Source organism: Streptomyces sp. NPDC026092, from assembly GCF_040638605.1.
Taxonomy (GTDB): Bacteria; Actinomycetota; Actinomycetes; order Streptomycetales; family Streptomycetaceae; genus Streptomyces.
On sequence record NZ_JBEZYN010000005.1, the window covers coordinates 22,537 to 40,341 of the forward strand.

The window sequence follows — 17,805 nt, forward strand, 5'->3', positions numbered from 1 at the left end:
CGTTCGGAACGTGTCAGGCTTCGGAGCCGGCGCGGGCCATGCGGATGAGGGCATCGACGTCCATGTCGTCGATGTCTTCGGTGACTTCAGCAACTTCGGTGTCTTGAGGGGCGTCTCGGTCGCCGCCGGTGCCGGTCTCCTGCGCGAGTCGGAGCAGGCCGTCGAGCAGTCCTGCCTGGCGCAGGCGGTCGACCGGGAGGGCCGCGAGCAGGCGGCGGACCTCGTTCTCGTCGGGGGCGTCGGCGGAGGCCGTGGACGGTTCGGGTGCCAGGACGGTCATCAGGTGGCCGGCGACGGCCTCCGGGGTCGGGTAGTCGAAGACGAGCGTCGCGGACAGCCGCAGCCCGGTCGTCCGGCCGAGCCGGTTGCGCAGTTCGACGGCGGTCAGCGAGTCGAGTCCCAACTCCTTGAAGCCCCGCTTCACGTCGACCGAGTCGCCGCCGCCATAAGCGAGGGTTCCTGCCACCTCGGCCCGGACGAGGTCCAGAAGCAGTTGGCGCCGCTCGTCCTCGGTGCGCCCGGCCAGGCGCTCGGCGAGCGTGGGTCCCCCGGCCGGTCCTGTGGACGGGCCCGCGGCCGCGGCCGCCCTGTGGGCCGTGGGCCGGACGAGGCCGCTGAGCAGGGGCGGGAGCCCGGCGCCGAGCGCGCGGAGCGCGGCCGGGTCGATCGGCAGCGGTACGGCCGCCGCCGTGTCGAGCCGCAGGGCGGCGTCGAACAGCTCCATGCCCTGCTCGGCGCCGATCGCGACCATGCCCGTGCGGGCGAACCGGTCGCGGTCGGCGGCCGAGAGACCGGCCGCCATGCCGCCGTCGGCCCACGGGCCCCAGGCGAGCGAGGTGGCGGGGAGGCCCTGGGCTCGGCGGTGGTGGGCCAGGGCGTCCAGGAAGGTGTTGGCCGCCGCGTAGTTGGCCTGGCCGGCGCCGCCGAGGAGGCCCTGGATGGAGGAGTAGAGGACGAAGGCGGTCAGCGGTGTGTCGCGGGTGGCCTCGTGCAGGTTCCACGCGGCCTCCGCCTTGGGCCGGAGTACGCGTTCCATGCGCTCGGGCGTCAGCGATTCGAGCACTCCGTCGTCGAGGACACCGGCCGCGTGCACCACCGCCCGCAGCGGGCGGTCGGCCGGAATCCCGGCGAGCAGCTCCGCCAGGGCCTTCCGGTCCGCGACGTCGCAGGCCGCTACGGAGACCTCCGCACCCAGCTCCGTCAGGTCGTCCCGCAGGGCGGCGGCGCCGTCGGCCGCGAGCCCCCGGCGGCCGACGAGGAGCAGGCTCCGTACGCCGTGCCGCTCGACAAGGTGGCGGGCGAGAAGGGCCCCCAGTGCACCGGTGCCGCCGGTGACGAGCACCGTGCCGTCCGGGTCCCACGGGCCGGTGTCGCCGTCCGGGACCACCGCGCGTTCGAGCCGCGGCACGCGCGGGGCGCCGGAGCGGATGGCCACCTGCGGTTCGTCCGTGGAGAGCGCCGTGGACAGCGCTTCGGCGGCTACGGCCTCCGCGTCCACGTCCAGGTCGACCAGGACCAGCCGGTCGGGGTGCTCGGTCTGCGCCGCGCGGAGCAGGCCCCACACGGCGGCGTTCGGCAGGTCGTGCACGTCCTCGTCGGGCGCGGCGGCGACCGCCCGGCGGGTGACGACGGCCAGCCGGGACTCGGCGAGCCGCTCGTCGGCCAGCCAGCTCCGTACGACGGAGAGGGCCCCGTGCACGGCATCGCGTACGGCATCGGCGTCGGCGTCACCGCCCACCCCGCCGGTCAGCGGCAGCACCGCCACGGCGGGCGCGGGCCGGCCGGCGGCGACGGCTTCGCCGAGTGCGGCCACATCGGCGAACCGTTCCGCCGCGGGCAGCCCGAGCAGGGCCTCGTCGCCGAGGACCGTCCAGGGCCCGCGCCGCGTCCCGTCACCGCTCGGGACCGCCGTCCAGGCCGGCCGGAACAGCGCCTCGTGCGCACGGCCCCCGGCCGCCGCCAACTGGTCGGCCGACACGGCCCGTACCGCGAGCGACGCGACCGCGGCGACCGGCGCGCCCGTCGCGTCGGCGAGCTCGATGGTCACCGAGCCCGCCCCGGCAGGAGCCAGCCGGACCCGGGCGGCGGCCGCACCCGTGGCGTACAGCGAGACGCCGCTCCACACGAACGGCAGCCGTGGCTCGCCGGTGCCCGGAAGGACGCCCAGTTCGATGGCGTGCAGCGCCGAGTCGAGGAGGGCGGGGTGCAGGCCGAAGCCGGCCGCCTGTTCCTTCTGCCCGTCGGGCAGGGCGAGTTCGGCGAAGACCTCGGTGCCCCGGCGCCACACGGACCGCAGGCCCTGGAAGGCCGGGCCGTAGGCGAAGCCCTGTCCGGCGAGGTCCTCGTACCGTCCGGTCAGCTCCACCGGCCGCGCGTCCCTCGGCGGCCACACCGCCAGGTCGAAGCCCGGGCCGCCCGTCGCCTCGGGTACGAGGGTGCCGCCGGCGTGCCGGGTCCACGGCTCCTCGAACGCGCCGTTCTCGACACGGGAGTGCAGGGTCACCGAGCGGCGCCCGGACTCGTCGGGGGCGCCGACGGCCACCTGCAGCCGGACCGCTCCCCGCTCGGGCAGCACCAGGGGCGCCTCCAGGGCGAGTTCCTCCAGGTGTCCGGCGCCCGCCTCGCCGCCGGCCCGTACGGCCAGCTCCACGAAGGCGGTGCCCGGCAGCAGCACCCGGCCGAGGACCGCGTGGTCGGCGAGCCAGGGGTGGGTCTTCAGCGAGATGCGTCCGGTGAAGAGCGTCTCGTCGGCGTCGGCCCGGGTGAGCACCGCGCCGAGCAGGGGGTGTTCGGCGGGCGCGAGCCCGGACGCGCCGAGGTCTCCGGCCGACCGGGCGGGCACGGCCCAGTACCGCTTGCGCTGGAAGGCGTACGTCGGCAGGTCGGCCGGGCGCGCCCCCGAACCGCCGAGTTCGGTGTCCCAGGACGGTCCGGCGTCGCGCACCCACAGCCGGGCGAGGCCCTGCGCGAGCGCGAGACCGTCGTCGCGGTCCTTGCGGAGCAGCGGTACGAACTCCACCGCCTCCGCCTCCCCGTCCGAGACGTCCGAGACATCCGGGGCGTCCGAGACATCCGAGACGTCCGATACGCAGTCCCGGCCCAGGGCCGACAGCACGCCGTCGGGCCCGAGTTCGACGAAGGTCGTGACGCCCGCGTCGCGCAGGGTGCCGACGGTGTCGGCGAAGCGGACGGCCTCGCGCACGTGCCGGACCCAGTAGCCGGGCGAGCACACCTCCTCGGCCGGGATCACCTCGCCGGTCACGTCGGAGACGATCGGGATGACCGGCGCCGCGTAGGCCAGGCCCTCGGCGACAGCACGGAAGTCGTCGAGCATCGGGTCCATGTGGGGTGAGTGGAAGGCGTGGCTGACCGTCAGGCGACGGGTCTTCACCCCACGGGCGCCGAGGTCACGGGCGAGGCCGAGGACCACGTCCGTGTCGCCGGAGATCACCACGGAGCCGGGCGCGTTGACGGCGGCGATGGCCACCTCGTGCTCACGGCCCGCGAGCAGCGGCGCGATCTCGGCCTCGGGGGCCAGGACGGACACCATGGCACCGTGCTGGGGAAGCGCCTGCATCAGCCTGCCGCGCGCCGCGACCAGCGCGGCCGCGTCGGCCAGCGACAGGACGCCCGCGACATGGGCGGCGGCCAGCTCGCCGATCGAGTGGCCGGCGACGTAGTCGGGGGTGACGCCCAGGCTCTCGGCGAGCCGGAAGAGGGCCACCTCCAGGGCGAACAGGCCCGTCTGCGTGAACAGCGTCTGGTCCAGCAGCCCCTCCTCCCAGTCGTCGGGACCGGCGAAGACGACCTCGCGCACCGAGCGCCCGACGTGCCGGTCGAGCTCCGCGCACACCGCGTCGAAGGCGGCCGCGAACACCGGGTGGGAGTCGTACAGTCCCTGCCCCATGCCCGGCCGCTGGCTGCCCTGACCGGTGAAGAGGAAGGCGGTCCGCCCGCTCACCTGCGCGCCGGTGACGAGCCGGCCGGACGCTCCGCCGGCCGCCAGCGCGTCCAGTCCTTCCCGGAGGTCGTCGGCGCTCTCGGCGAGCACGGCCGCCCGGTGGGCGAAGGCGGTCCGCTCAAGGGCGAGGGAGCGCCCGAGGGCCGGCAGGCTCACCTCGTCCAGGGCGTCGAGACGGGTACGGAGCCGGGCCGCCTGCTCCGCCAACGCCTGCGGCGAGGTGGCGGAGAGGACGAGGGGCAGCGGCCGGGGCGGCGCGGCGACCTCAGGACGGCCGTCCGTGACCTCGACCGGGGCCTGCTCAAGCACGACATGTGCGTTGGTCCCGCTGATCCCGAACGACGACACCGCCGAACGAAGCGGCCGACCGGTCTCGGGCCAGTCACGCTGCTCGGTGAGCAACGCGACCGCACCCGACTCCCAGTCCACGAAAGGCGTCGGCTCATCCACATGGAGCGTGCGGGGCAGCACCTTGTGCCGCATCGCCATGACCATCTTGATCACACCACCGACACCGGCAGCAGCCTGCGCATGCCCGATGTTGGACTTGAGCGACCCCAACCACAACGGCTCACCGGCCGCCCGATCCTGCCCGTACGTCGCGAGCAGCGCCTGAGCCTCGATCGGGTCACCCAGCCGGGTCCCGGTCCCGTGCGCCTCAACGGCGTCCACATCGCTGGCCGAGAGCCCGGCCTCCGCCAAAGCCTTACGGATCACCCGCTGCTGGGACGGACCGTTGGGAGCGGTCAGCCCGTTCGAAGCACCGTCCTGGTTCACCGCCGTACCCCGCACCACCGCGAGGATCTTGCGCCCGTTGCGTACGGCATCCGAGAGCCGCTCGACCACGAGCACACCCACACCCTCGGCCCAGCCCGTGCCATCCGCCGACGCCGCGAACGCCTTGCACCGCCCGTCCGCCGACAACCCCTTCTGCCGACTGAACTCCACAAACGTGCCCGGCGACGACATCACCGTCACCCCACCCACCAACGCCAAGGAGCAGTCCCCCTGACGCAACGCCTGCACCGCCATGTGGAGCGACACCAGCGACGACGAGCACGCCGTGTCCACCGTCACCGCCGGCCCCTCAAGACCGAACGAGTACGCCACACGACCCGAAAGCACGCTTGCCGCGCTGCCGGTCATCCGCTGACCCTCGGCGCCGCCCTGTCCGGTGTCGCCCTGGTCTCGGAAGGTGAACGTTCCCGCGTAGACGCCGGTGGCGCTGCCGCGCAGGACGGCCGGATCGATCCCGGCCCGCTCAAGCGCCTCCCACGAGACCTCAAGGAGCAACCGCTGCTGCGGATCCATCGCCAACGCCTCACGCGGCGAGATCCCGAAGAACTCAGCGTCGAACTCGGCCGCCTCATGCAGGAAGCCGCCCTCGCGTGTGTACGACGTCCCGGGGCGCTCCGCCTCCGGGTCGTACAACTCCTCCAGATCCCACCCACGATCCACCGGGAACCCAGAAACCGCGTCCCGACCCGACTCCACCAACCGCCACAGATCCTCGGGCGACGCCACCCCACCCGGATACCGGCACCCCATCCCCACGACGACGATCGGGTCGTCCTCGGGGGCGGCGGGGCCGGACGTGGTCCGGGCGGCGGCCGTGGAGTCCTCGGGCGCGCCGAGGAGTTCGTCGCGTACGTACCGGACGACGGCCTCGGTCGTGGGGTGATCGAAGATCAGCGTGGCCGGGAGGCGGAATCCGGCGGTCGTACTCAGCCGGTCGCCCAGCTCCACCGCGGTGAGGGAGTCGAACCCGAGCTCCTTGAAGGTGCGTACGGTGTCGACGGCGTCGGCCGAGGCGTACCCCATGACAGCGGCGACATCGGTACGGACGGATTCCTCGACCAGCCGCTCGGCCGCCTCCCGGGACAGTCCGGCGACCCGGCCCGCGAGCCCGGCCGCGCCGGGCGCGACGGCCGTCCCCGGCCGCGTCGCGGTCGTGTCCGCCGGGGCGACGTCTTCGCCACGGGCCACCGCACGCCGCCCGCTGCCCGGCACCAGCAGGGTGCCGTCGCGCAGGGCGATCTCGGGCTCGCCCGAGGCGATCGCGGCGGGCAGCGCCCGCAGCGACTCCCGCGCACTGCCCAGGTCCAACAGGCCTACCCGGTCCGGGTGTTGGGCACGCAGGTCGCGAAGCCGGCCCCACAGCCTGCTGCCGGCCGGGTCCGGCGCCCCGTCCTCAGCCCCGGCGGAGACGGCGCCGCGCGTGACGCACACCAGGCGGGCCCCGGTGAGGCGGTCGTCCGCGAGGCAGGCGCGCACCTGGTCGAGGATCCGGTCGGCGTCGGAGCGCTCCTCCCCGGCCTCGGGCTCGGCCTGACGTACGGGGCACGGTACGAGGATCACCTCGGGCGCCCCGGCCTGCGACGCGGCCGCCGCCAGGGTGGTCACGTCCGGGTGGACGGTCACGCCTCCGGTGGCGGTGGTGAGGGCCGTGACCAGGCCGAAGTCGTCGTGGCCCGCGAGGGCCCACAGGCCGGCCGGCTCCTGCACCGGAGCGAGGTCCAGGGGGCTCCAGACGCCCCGGGAGAGCGCGTTCCGGGCTCCGCCGGCGGGCGTGGACAGCCAGTAGGAGCGGCGCTGGAAGGCGTACGTCGGCAGGGGCACCCGGCGGGCCCCCCGGTCGGCGGCGATCCGCTCCCACGCCACGGTGGCCCCGTGCGTGTGGACGGCGGCGAGCGCGCCGAGCAGCGCGGGCACCTCGGGCCTGCCGCGCCGCGCGGTCGCGGCGAACACGGCCCCGTCCCGGTCCGGCAGACAGTCGCGGCCCATCGCCGCGAGGACCGCGTCCGGCCCGATCTCCAGGAAGAGACGCACGCCGCGTTCCGCGAGCGCGCCCATGCCGTCGCGGAAGCGGACGGCCTCGCGGGCGTGCCGCACCCAGTACTCGGGCGTGGCGATGGACTCGGCGACGACGGTACGACCGGTCAGATTGGAGACCACGTCGATGCGGGGCGCCCGGTAGTCGAGGCCGGCCGCCACCTCGCGGAAGGCCTCGAGCATCGGGTCCATGCGGGGCGAGTGGAACGCGTGGCTGACGCGCAGCCGGGTGGCCTTGCGCCCCCGGCCCCGCCACAGTTCGGCGAGGTCGAGCACGGCGTCCTCGTCGCCGGCGAGCACGGTGGCCAGCGGGCCGTTGAGGGCCGCGACGGAGACCTTGCCGTCGAACCCCGCGAGGGTGGGCTGCACCTCCTCCTCGGAGGCCTGGACGGAGACCATGGCCCCGCCCTCCGGCAGCTCCTGCATGAGCCGGCCGCGCGCGGCGACGAGGGCGGCGGCGTCCTTGAGGGAGAGGACCCCGGCGCAGTGGGCCGCGGCGATCTCGCCGACGGAGTGGCCGACGACGACGTCGGGGGCGAGACCCCAGTGGCTCAACAGGCGGAAGAGCGCGGTCTCGTAGGCGAAGAGCGCGGGCTGGGTGTACGCGGTCCGGTGCAGCGGCCCGGCGTCCGCCGAGTCCTCTTCGGTTCCGGTCCCGAACATGACCTCGCGCAGGGGGCGGTCGAGATGCTCGTCGAGCAGGTCGCAGACCTCGTCCAGGGCCGCGGCGAACACGGGATACCTGTCGTACAACTCCCGTCCCATGCCGACGCGTTGGCTGCCCTGCCCCGTAAAGAGGAAGGCGAGTCCGCCGGGGCGGACGGTGCCCGTCGTCGCGGTGGCGGGGTTGGTCCCGGCGGCGAGCCCGGCGAGCGCGGCCCGCGCCGCGTCGGGGCCTTCGGCGAGGACGAGGGCCCGGTGCTCGAAGTGGGTACGGGTGACCGCCAGCGAGTGGGCGATGTCGTCGAGGCGCTGCTCGGGGTGGGCGTCCAGGTGGGCGAGCAGGGCGTCGGCCTGAGCGCGCAGGGCGTCGGGGGTACGACCGGAAACGGCGAGCGGGAGGGGTACGGAGACCGACGGCAGCGCCCCCTCCTGCTCCACGACCGCCCCCGGATCGGCCAGAACGAGGTGGCAGTTGGTACCGCCCATGCCGAACGACGAGACACCCGCGAGAAGCCGACCGTCTCCGCCCGAGCCTCCCTCCCCGTCACCGCCCTCCAGAGGGCTGAGGCGGTCGTTCACCCGCAGCCGGAGGTCGTCGAGAGGGATGGCGGGGTTGGCGGAGCGGAACCCGAGGCTCGCGGGGAGGGCACGCTCCCGCAGAGCGAGAACCGCCTTGATGAGGCCCGCGATGCCCGCGGCGCCCTCCAGGTGGCCGATGGTGGGCTTCACGGAGCCGACGAGCAAAGGAGTCCGGGCCGCCCGGCCGCTGCCGTGCCCGAGGACGGCGCCGACCGCGGCCGCCTCGATGGGGTCGCCGAGGGGGGTGCCGGTGCCGTGCAGCTCGACGAAGCGGACGGCGGCGGGGTCGACGCCGGCCCGCTCGTAGGCGCGGCGCAGCACCTCCTCCTGGGCGGCTCCGTGCGGGGCGGTGAGGTTGTCGCCGCCGCCGTCGTTGTTGACGGCGCCGCCCAGGACGAGACCGTGGACGGTGTCGCCGTCGGCGCGGGCCCGGCTCAGGGTCTTCAGGACGACGACGCCACCGCCCTCGCCCCGTACATAGCCGTTGGCGCGCTCGTCGAAGGTGTACGTACGCCCGTCGGGCGACAGCGCGCCGAACCGTTCGGCGACGGTGAAGCCCTCGGGAACCAGGTTCAGGCTCACCCCGCCCGCGAGGGCCAGCTCGGAGTCGCCCTTGCGCAGGCTCTCGCAGGCGAGCTGGACGGCGACGAGCGAGGAGGACTGGGCGGTGTCGACGACGAGGCTGGGGCCGCGCAGACCGAGGACGTAGGAGACCCGGTTGGCGATGATGCCCCGGCTGACGCCGGTGATGGTGTGGTGGGTGACGGCGTCGGAGCCGTACTCGTGGGCCAGTTTCGCGTAGTCGTCCCAGATCGCGCCGACGAAGACACCGGCCCGCGCCCCCTGGAGCGTGCCCGGGACGACTCCGGCGTTCTCCAGCGCCTCCCAGGCGAGTTCGAGCATGAGGCGCTGCTGCGGGTCGATGGCCGCCGCCTCCCGCGGGGTGATCCCGAAGAACTCGGGATCGAACGCGTCGACACCGTCGAGGAATCCGGCCGGCCGGGAGACCGCCCCGGCCGGGAGGCCGGGACGGTCGTCGGGCGACCGGTCGGACACCGCGCTCTCGCCGGCCGTGAGCAGCCGCCAGTACGCCTCGGGCCCCGCCGCTCCGGGGAAGCGGCAGGCCATCCCGACGACGGCGATGGGCTCCTCGGGCACTGCAGTGTCCATGGTGTGCTCGTCCTTTCCGTGGTCGCGCGGGCACGCTGAAGGGCGCGGCGAGGGTGTGCTGAAGGGGGTGAGGGAGCGAAGGAGAACAGAACAGAACGGAAGAGGAGACTCAGCCGTACGCGTAGAAACCCCGGCCGGACTTCTTGCCCAGCAGACCGCCGTCGACCATGCGCAGCAGCAGCGGCGGGGGCGCGTACAGGGGCTCCTTGAACTCCTCGTACATGGCCTGCGCGATGGAGACGGTGGTGTCCACGCCGATGAGGTCGACAAGACGCAGCGGCCCCATGGGGTGCGAGCAGCCGTGGACCATGCCGTCGTCGATGACCTGGGCGGTCGCGAGGCCGGAGTCGAGCATCCGGACGGCGGAGAGGAGGTACGGGAAGAGCAGGGCGTTCACGACGAAGCCGGCCCGGTCGGGGGACTTGATCGGCTTCTTGCCGAGGACGTCCTTCACGAAGGCCAGGGACCGCTCGCTCACCCGCGGTTCGGTGAGCACCGAGTCGACGATCTCGACCAGCGGCATGACCGTTGCGGGGTTGAAGAAGTGCATGCCGAGCACCTGGCCGGGCCGGCTGGTGGCGCCGGCGAGCCGCACGATGGGCAGCGAGGAGGTGTTGGAGGCGAGGATCGCGTCCGGGTCGGTGAGGATCTTGTCGAGGGTGGCGAACAGCTCCAGCTTCAGCGGCTCGTCCTCCTTGATCGCCTCGATCACGAGCTGCCGGTCGGCGAGTTCGCCGAGGTCGCGGGTGAAGGAGACCCGGTCGAGGGCCGCGTCGCGCTCCTGCTCGGTCAGCTTGCCCTTGGCGACGCCCCGGTCGAGGGACCGGGTCAGCCGCTGGGGTCCGGTGACGAGGGAGTTGGCGGAGGACACCTGGACGATGACGTCCAGTCCTGCTCGGGCGCACAGTTCGGCGACGCCGCTGCCCATGATGCCGCTGCCGACGATGCCGACGCGGCGGATGGCGGGGTCGGCGCTCGTGGTCGTAGCAGTGGCAGTAGTGGTCGTACTGGTACTGGTGCTGATACCGCTCTCGGTCATGCTCCGGTCCCCCAGGTCAGAAGTGCCGCTCCGATCGACATGCCGCCGCCGAATCCGGCGAGCAGCACCAGCTGTCCCGGGGACAGGGCCCCGCTGCGATGGGCGTCGTCGAGAGCGACGGGAACCGACGCGCTGCCCACGTTTCCGTACGTGCGCAAGGTGCGGTGGGTCACGGCGCGGGTCAGGCCCGCGCGCTCCACGACGTCGCTCAGCAGGACGCCGTTGGCCTGGTGGGGCACGAAGTGGTCCACTCGTGCCAGGTCCACGCCGGTGCGCCGGGCGAGCCCGCCGAGCGCCTGCGGGACGTGGTCGGCGACGAAGTCCCGTACGCCTCTGCCGTCCATGCGGAAGAAGTGGCCGCCCTCGGCGACGGTGGCCTCCGAGGCCGGGTTCCGGCTGCCGCCGGCTTCGACCCGGATGAGGCCGTGGGCGTCGCCACGGCTGGCGAGGTCGACGCCGATGATCCCGTACGGGGCGGGTACCGAGCCGACGACGGCGGCGCCTGCGCCGTCGGCGAAGAGGACGGCGGTGCGGCGGTCGTCGAAGTCGAGGATGCGGGAGTAGAGGTCGGCGCCGATGACCAGGACCCGGCTGTCGGGTGCGGCGGCGACGAGGCAGCGGGCCAGTTCGAGGGCGTAGACGAAGCCGCTGCAGACGACGTTGACGTCGAAGCAGGCGGCGTTGACGGCGCCGAGGGCCGTCTGCACGAGGTAGGAGGTGGGGGGCTGGGGGAAGTCGCCGGTCGAGGTGGAGACGATGAGGTAGTCGATCCGGTCCGCGGCGAGCCCGGCCTGTTCGAGGGCGTTCTCGGCGGCGCGCACGGCCAGGTCGGAGGTGGCCTCGTAGGGGGCGGCGTAGCGCCGCGAACGGATCTGGGTCTTCCGCTCGATCCACTCGGGGGTGACCCCGACGCGGGCGGCGATCTCCTCGTTGTCGACCTCGCGTTTGGGCAGGTACGAGCCCGTGGCGAGGATCCCGATCTGTCGGTCCGTCATGTCAGACCGCCCCGGCCGTGGCGCGCAGGGGGTTGATGCGTGCTTCGCCGAGGCGGGCACGGAGTTCGGGGTCGGTGACGCCGAGGCCCTCCTCGGGTGCCAGGCAGAGCACGCCGACCTTGCCGGTGTGGCGGTTCTCCTGGACGAGCCGGGCCGCTTCGCCGACCTCGGCGAGCGGATAGACCTCGGAGAGGATCGGGGAGAGGTGCCCGAGCCGGAAGAGCCGGTTGCACTCGGCCTGCTCCTGGAGGTTCGCCGCGTGGCTGCCGACGACGCGCTTCAGGTTCATCCACAGGTAGCGGTTGTCGAAGTGGTGGTCGTAACCGGTGCTGGAGCCGCAGGTGACGACGGTGCCGCCGGGGCGGACGACGAAGACGGAGATGCCGAAGGTGGCGCGGCCGATGTAGTCGAAGACGATGTGCGGGTCCTCGCCGACCTGGCGGCGGATCTCGCGGCCGAGCGCCTTGCCGAGCTCGATCGTGCGTTCCGGGCTGGGGGCGGCGTCGCCGCCGAGGCCGATCTCGGAGCGGTCGATGACGACGTCGCAGCCGAGGCGGCGCAGGAGTTCGGCCTTGCGCGGGGAGCCGACGACGCCGACCGGGATGCCTCCGGCGTTCTTCACCATCTGGACGGCGAAGGCGCCGAGTCCGCCGGTCGCGCCCCAGATCAGCACGATGTCGCCCTGCTTGACGCGGGCTCCCTTGTCGCTGACGAGCATCCGGTAGGAGGTCGCCGCGGTCAGCATGACCCCGGCGGCCTCCTCCCAGGTCAGATGGCCGGGCTTGGGCAGCAGCTGGCTCGCGCGGACGACGCTGTAGTGGGCGAGGCCGCCGAAGTTGGTCTCGTAGCCCCAGATGCGCTGTTCGGCGCCGAGCATCGCGTCGGCGTGGGTGGCCGGCTCCTCGGAGTCGACCTGGACGCACGAGACGACCACGTGGTCGCCGACCTTCCAGCGCCGGACCCCGGCCCCGACCCGGACGACGACGCCGGCGGCGTCGGAGCCGAGGACGTGGTGCGGCAGGTCGTGCCGGGCGGCGTCGCCGCCCTGGCGGCCGTACCGCTCGAGGAAGTCGAACGTGGGCTTCGGCTCGAACGTGGCGGACCAGACGGTGTTGTAGTTCACCGAGCTCGCCATGACGGCGACGACCACCTCGTCCGGCGCGAGCTCGGGCATGGGAACCCGCCCCACCTGGAGCGACTTCCGCACGTCCCGGTCCTCGATGCCGGCGAACATGTCGACGTCGGCGGCGCGCAGATGCGCGGCCACGTACTCCGCGGGTAACGCGTGCCGTTCCAGCTCGTCCGGTCCGGCCCCCGCGAGCAGGGCCTCGGCCAGAGCATCCATGTCTCCCCCTCTGTGATGAGCTCGACGCGCACGGCGGCAGCGGCGGACGCGATGCGTCCGCGGGTGCCATGCCGGGAGCCTGGGGCTGGACGGGCCCGGCCTCACCGCACTGTGAGCCACCCGACCACCCCGATAGGCCCGACGGTACGCATCCCGGGCGCCCACCCCCACCCTTAACCGCCCCCTAGCCACGACCCACGCTGCAGGCCCCCGGCAAGGGGGTCCCCCACCCCGACCACTGGGGTGGGACACCCCTGCGCACAGGGGTGGGGCCCCTTCCGACGCGAAGAGGCTCCGCCCCCTGAACCAGGGGCGGAGCCTCGGAGCCGTGTCGCCGGCCCGACGTCGAGCACTGTCGTGCGGGAGCGGGAAGGGAGGCCCTCGGGTCTACCTCTCGGCCCGTACGGTCGGGCCGCCTCGCCCGAGCACTTCGGCCACCGAGGCGTACGCCGCGGCGCCACAGAGAATGATCATGACGACGTTCAGCATCTCGTCGGGCCCGAAAGCCTGCCTCGCGATGTTCATCAGGACGCCCACGATGATCGCGGCCTCCAGGAGGGCGACGATCGCGAAGAGTGTCCGCTTGACCGGTCGGGCCAGTCGTTCGAACTTCTTGGGCAATGCGAGCACCGAGGCGGCGAAGAGCAGTACGCCGAGCACCGCCACCTCGGCGGCGATACGGAACGCTCCTCCCGCCGCGGGCGGGTCCGTGTGATCGATCTCGGAGGTGTCCACCAGGAAGACGGCGAAGAGGATCTCTGCGATCGCCACATAGGCGACCTGCAGGAAGAGAACGCCTGCTGCGACGGTACGGAGATGTTTCATGCTCACCTGTTGCTCTTCACGAGGGAGCCGCTCCTGAGGATCCAGAGGCTGCCGTTCCGCTGAGCGGCCCGGCAGGCGTCGCGCGCCTTCGTGACGGCGTTCTGCTGGCCCGTCTTGCTCCTGCCGATGCCCCGGCCGACGGAGTTGTTCTTCATGTCCATCTCCCTGTCCTTGCCGGAGGAGTCCGACTCGTGACGGGTGGCGAACTCGTAGGTGTCGTCCGTGCTCAGGCGGATCTCCATGCGAGCGTTCCAGTAGCAGTGCCGGAAGGCGTCACCGATGCCCTGGTACAGGGTAGACCGCGCGTACCACTTCTCGGCCTGCTCGAGGGCGACCGTGGCGGAGCTCTTCACCCAGGTGCAGTCGATGGGGTTCGTCAGGCAGTACCACTTCTCCGACCCCGTCATGTAGTTGGTCCAGTACGAGGGGTCGAGAAGGACCGGGTACGAGACGGCCTGACCGGCGGCGGGGTTCAGTGCGACGGTGATGGTGTCGCCGGTCAGCTCGAGGGAGACCGGAATGGACTGCCCCTTGGCGTCCAGCGCGGCCGGAGCGGATATGAGCGTCACGTTGTTCGTCTCATCGGAGATGAGGACGCCGTTGGCGCCCGTCTCGATGGCGGTCTGGCCCGGCTGGAGATCCAGCTTGTAGGAGAAGCTCTGCGGTGCGGCGGGGCTGCGCAGCAGGTGGAAGGTCTCGACGGAGTTGACCGCTGTCCGGATCGCGAGGGTGTCGGCGTCCGTCTGCGTGTTGGGGTAGACGATGAGCCCGCTCTCGCTCAGTTCCGCGGGGGCCGGGTTCCCGTCCGGCATGTTCAGCACCGTCTGCGAATCACCGTTGACGCCGGTTCCGACGATGCTCGCGTCGGCCGTGGCGGGCAGCTCGACCACCGGTCGGCTGAGAACGGACTCCTCGGTCTCCACCACCTCGGGATCGCGCTGGTCCACGTAGCCGGGCGGGGTGTCGTCGATCTCGGGGTACTCCTCACCCGCGGGAGGCTCGACGTACTCGGCGTCCTCCGCGGGGTGGAGCGTCTCGGCGAAGTGGGTCTCGGCGACCTCGGCGATGAAGGAGGTGTCGAGGTTGCCGGTGAGGCTGCCGACGCGGAACGTGTGGTCCGTCGATTCCGACCACGTGCCGGCCGCGTTCTTGACCCGGACGGACAGGACGTGGACGCCTCGGGTGGGCGGGGCGACGTTCAGCGTGCCCTTTCCGCCGGAGAGCGCGACGACGTTCGTCGCGCCGCCGTCCAGGGAGTACTCCGCCGACACGGCCTTGCCCGAGGGGTCGGAGACGGCGAACGCTCCCGACTGGCCGGGGTTGCCGTGCCAGAGCCCGTCGGCGGGGTACGCGGTGGAGCTGATCGACGGCGCGGCGGGCGTCGTCGTGTCGATGGTCAGCGTGCTCCAGGGGCTCCAGATCCCGTTCCAGTCCGTGCCGTCGTACGCGGACATCCGCCACTTGTAGGCGCCGGGGGCGAGCGCACCGGAGGTCCAGGAGCCGACGGCGCCCGGAGCGACGAAGGCCGAGTTGCCCGTCGTCACCCTGGTGGTGCCGTCCTTGTTCCACACTTCGAAGGTCACGCGGACGGTGTTGCCGTCCGCGTCAGGGGCCTTCCCCTGCAGGGTGGGCGTGGTGTCCGCGGTCACGGCCCCGTTCGCGGGCGAGACCGGCGCGGCCACGCCCGGCTTGGTGTTGTAGGTCACTACGAGAGCGGGCTCCGTGGGGCCCTGCGAGCCGTCCACGTAGTTGGACGAACGGAACCGCCGCCAGCTCAGCGAGTCGGTCTCGCTCACGGCACGTACCTGCAGGCCGTAGTTGGGAGCTCCGCCGGCCCAGGCCTGCACGATGCCGGCCACGTTCCAGCGCATGAAGTTGGCCGGGCAGGCCGAGCTGTAGCCGTACGCGGACTTGGACACCACGCTGTCGGTGGCCGTGGTGGCCGGCTGCGCTCCCCAGGTCACCGCGCTGGGGTCCCAGTTCGCGGTGATCCGGTTGACCGCGACACCCGAGCCGGCGGTGGAGCAGCTGGACGACCAGTACGAGTGGAGCCGGAACTCGCTGCTCAGGATGTGCTTGCCCGCGAACTTCGCCACGTCGAACTTGACGTAGGAGCGCGCCTTGGTGGTACCGGCGTCGTACGTTCCCGCCTTCAGCTCGGTGGAGCCCCGCTGGGAATCGGGGTAGTTGGTCGCGACCCAGGTGTCGGTGGACGCGCCGAGCGTCGTGGTGGGGTCGATGTTCACCGGGTACTCGACCGCGGGGTCGGTCAGGAACTCCATGCTGGGCTTGAGGACGAGCACGGTGCCGTCGGGGCCCTCCTCGACGGAGGTGGCGATCTCCATCGAGTGCGTGGGATCACCGGACTTGGGGTCGACCCCTTCACCCCACATCCGAGGGGCCGGGGCGCTGGCGATCAGGGCGCCCGTCTCGCTCTCGAGACGCAGGTGACGCGATGCCGTCTTCTCGAGCCGCATGCCGTCGAGCGTGACCGGGAGACGCAGCTCCACCGGCGCGGTCGGGCGCTTGTGCAGGATGAGCGACTCGGAGAACCCGTGGGGCAGGGCGGTCACGTGCAGATCGCCGCCCGGCACCGCGTTGGCGTAGACGGCGGTGTCGCCGTCGAGCTCGGGGGCGGGAAGCGACTTGGGCCAGTCGAGCCCGAAGGTGCGGCTGCCCCGCGACACGCTGGCGAAGTCCTCCGTACCGCCGTCGGACAGTTCCACGTCGGCGACGGCGGTCTCGGGCTCCACCCGGGTCCCGGTGTCGGTGAGTGTGGTGTCGAGGCGCTTCCAGACGCCCGCTTCCTTGATCCGTACGGGCGTGGACGCGGTCTCCGTGGTGAGGGTGCCGTCCGGATTGGCCCACGTCGAGGCCACCTCCGTCCGTTCGGCGAGCGCCTCGACCCGCTGTCCCCCGAGGACGGCTGCCAGACGCGCCGACCGAAGGTCGGCGGCCTCGGTCACCTTTTCGGCACGGGCCCCTGCCGCGGCCGCTGGTGTCGGAGTGTCAGCGGCCAGGGCCGGCACTTGGGCAGCGAGAACTAGAGACACCACGGTAGATACGGAAGTGATCCCGAATCTTGAACGCATGTCCCCCCCTGTCTACTTGCGAGATGTGCACAACCTGTGAGGGTTGCGTGGTCGCGGTGATCGTAGTCGGCAACTGCCAGAGGTATGAACCTCTGGCATATGCAGATCACACTGCCGCCATCGCCAGGTCGGCAGGACAGGGGTCGGCCCCGTGGGCGAGGTACGAGCGAGGGGAGAGCGCGCGACGCTCCGAACGTGACGCGGGACACGGTCAGGGATGCGCCGAACGGGCGGTTGGAACGCGCCGCGCGCCGCGTCCACCTTTTGCCCAGCCAGGTGTGCTTTCCTGCCTGGGACGGGCCCCGGAGGCCCTTCGGGATCACGCCCGACCAGGGGAAGTGCCTGGTCACGACGTTTCTTCTCGGTGGGGCGGGTGGGACTCGAACCCACGGCCGACGGATTATGAGTCCTTTGGGGATCTTGGCGGCCCTTGGTTTTAGATGCCCAGGATTGACGTATTGCCTGGTCAAGCAGGGTGAAGTTGTCCCCCTCTTCCCTACCCTTGTCAGTCCTTTCCTGTCCTTGTGTCCGAACGCCGTCCAAACCCTGTCCCATCCGGGGCTACTCGGCGGGCCGCCCGAGCGTCGCGCCAGCTCAGCAAACGGCTTTGGACTCGCGCGCGACGGATTCACATTCCAACGCGCAGAGGCTCCGCCCCCGTGTTGGGGACGGAGCCTCATGGCCGTTTCGTCGGCCCTACGTCTGCCCTCAGGTTATCGGGCTCGACCTCCTATACCAAGAGGAGCTGCACGTTCTCCGACCGAGGTCGCTTGGGTCCCGCGGTGTAGAAGATGAACCCTCCGCCGGGGGTGATGGCGATCTCTGAAATTGGCCAGGAGTGCTCGTCGCCCCACTCGGTCGGGATTCCATGAGGAGGATCTGGAAGCGCCACGCACGCTGGGGTGCAATGTGCCGCCACCCGCGAACGCGGGGACTTAATACCAGCGCGGCCGCAGAGGCAGCCATGCTGCCGGTCCCGGATGGCGGGGAAGCGCGTGGCCCAGAGCATCGTCAAGGCTGCCCGGCAGGAAGCCGGCCCCCCACGGGGGCTTGCCCTGCTCGCCCTCGTCGTGACCGTGACCCTGCTCGCCCTCGTCGTGACCGTGACCGTGCTCGCCCTCGTCGTGACCGTGACCGTGCTCGCCCTCGTCGTGACCGTGACCGTGCTCGCCCTCGTCGTGACCGTGACCGTGATCAGGCTTTCCGGGTCCGGCGGGTCCAGCAGGCCCCGTGGGTCCGACGGGTCCTGTGGGTCCGGCAGGGCCGGCAGAACCGGTGGGGCCAGGTGCTCCGGTGCTGCCGTC

The 17,805-nt window shown here is 72.4% G+C and carries 6 protein-coding genes and 1 pseudogene; 1 reads left to right on the top strand and 6 read right to left on the bottom strand.

Annotation, left to right across the window (positions count from 1 at the left end):
* Nucleotides 1-13: 13 nt before the first annotated feature.
* The 6 genes from AB0F56_RS09625 to AB0F56_RS09650 form a co-directional block, all read right to left on the bottom strand.
* A complete protein-coding gene (locus tag AB0F56_RS09625; protein ID WP_362006222.1) occupies nucleotides 14-9,205 on the bottom strand; it encodes an SDR family NAD(P)-dependent oxidoreductase in 9,192 nt (3,063 codons plus the stop codon).
* A 109-nt stretch (nucleotides 9,206-9,314) separates the two neighbouring features.
* Nucleotides 9,315-10,244 carry a 3-hydroxybutyryl-CoA dehydrogenase gene (locus tag AB0F56_RS09630; RefSeq protein ID WP_362006223.1) on the bottom strand — a complete coding sequence of 310 codons (930 nt, stop codon included), beginning with the start codon at nucleotides 10,242-10,244 and terminating at the stop codon, nucleotides 9,315-9,317.
* Complete coding sequence (locus tag AB0F56_RS09635; RefSeq protein ID WP_362006226.1) at nucleotides 10,241-11,239, bottom strand: ketoacyl-ACP synthase III; 999 nt, start codon at nucleotides 11,237-11,239, stop codon at nucleotides 10,241-10,243. Before AB0F56_RS09635 ends, AB0F56_RS09630 begins: the two co-directional genes overlap by 4 nt.
* A 1-nt stretch (nucleotide 11,240) precedes the next feature.
* A complete protein-coding gene (gene ccrA, locus AB0F56_RS09640; protein WP_362006229.1) occupies nucleotides 11,241-12,584 on the bottom strand; it encodes a crotonyl-CoA carboxylase/reductase in 1,344 nt (447 codons plus the stop codon).
* 387 nt (nucleotides 12,585-12,971) lie between these two features.
* The gene (locus AB0F56_RS09645) at nucleotides 12,972-13,409 is read right to left on the bottom strand and encodes a hypothetical protein (RefSeq protein WP_362006232.1); all 438 of its coding nucleotides are present in this window, start codon (nucleotides 13,407-13,409) and stop codon (nucleotides 12,972-12,974) included.
* A 2-nt stretch (nucleotides 13,410-13,411) separates the two neighbouring features.
* The gene (locus tag AB0F56_RS09650) at nucleotides 13,412-16,375 is read right to left on the bottom strand and encodes a DNRLRE domain-containing protein (RefSeq protein WP_362006233.1); all 2,964 of its coding nucleotides are present in this window, start codon (nucleotides 16,373-16,375) and stop codon (nucleotides 13,412-13,414) included.
* A 1,121-nt stretch (nucleotides 16,376-17,496) separates the two neighbouring features.
* Here AB0F56_RS09650 and AB0F56_RS09655 point away from each other — a divergent pair.
* Nucleotides 17,497-17,805, top strand: a pseudogene (locus AB0F56_RS09655) (hypothetical protein); the annotation flags it as partial.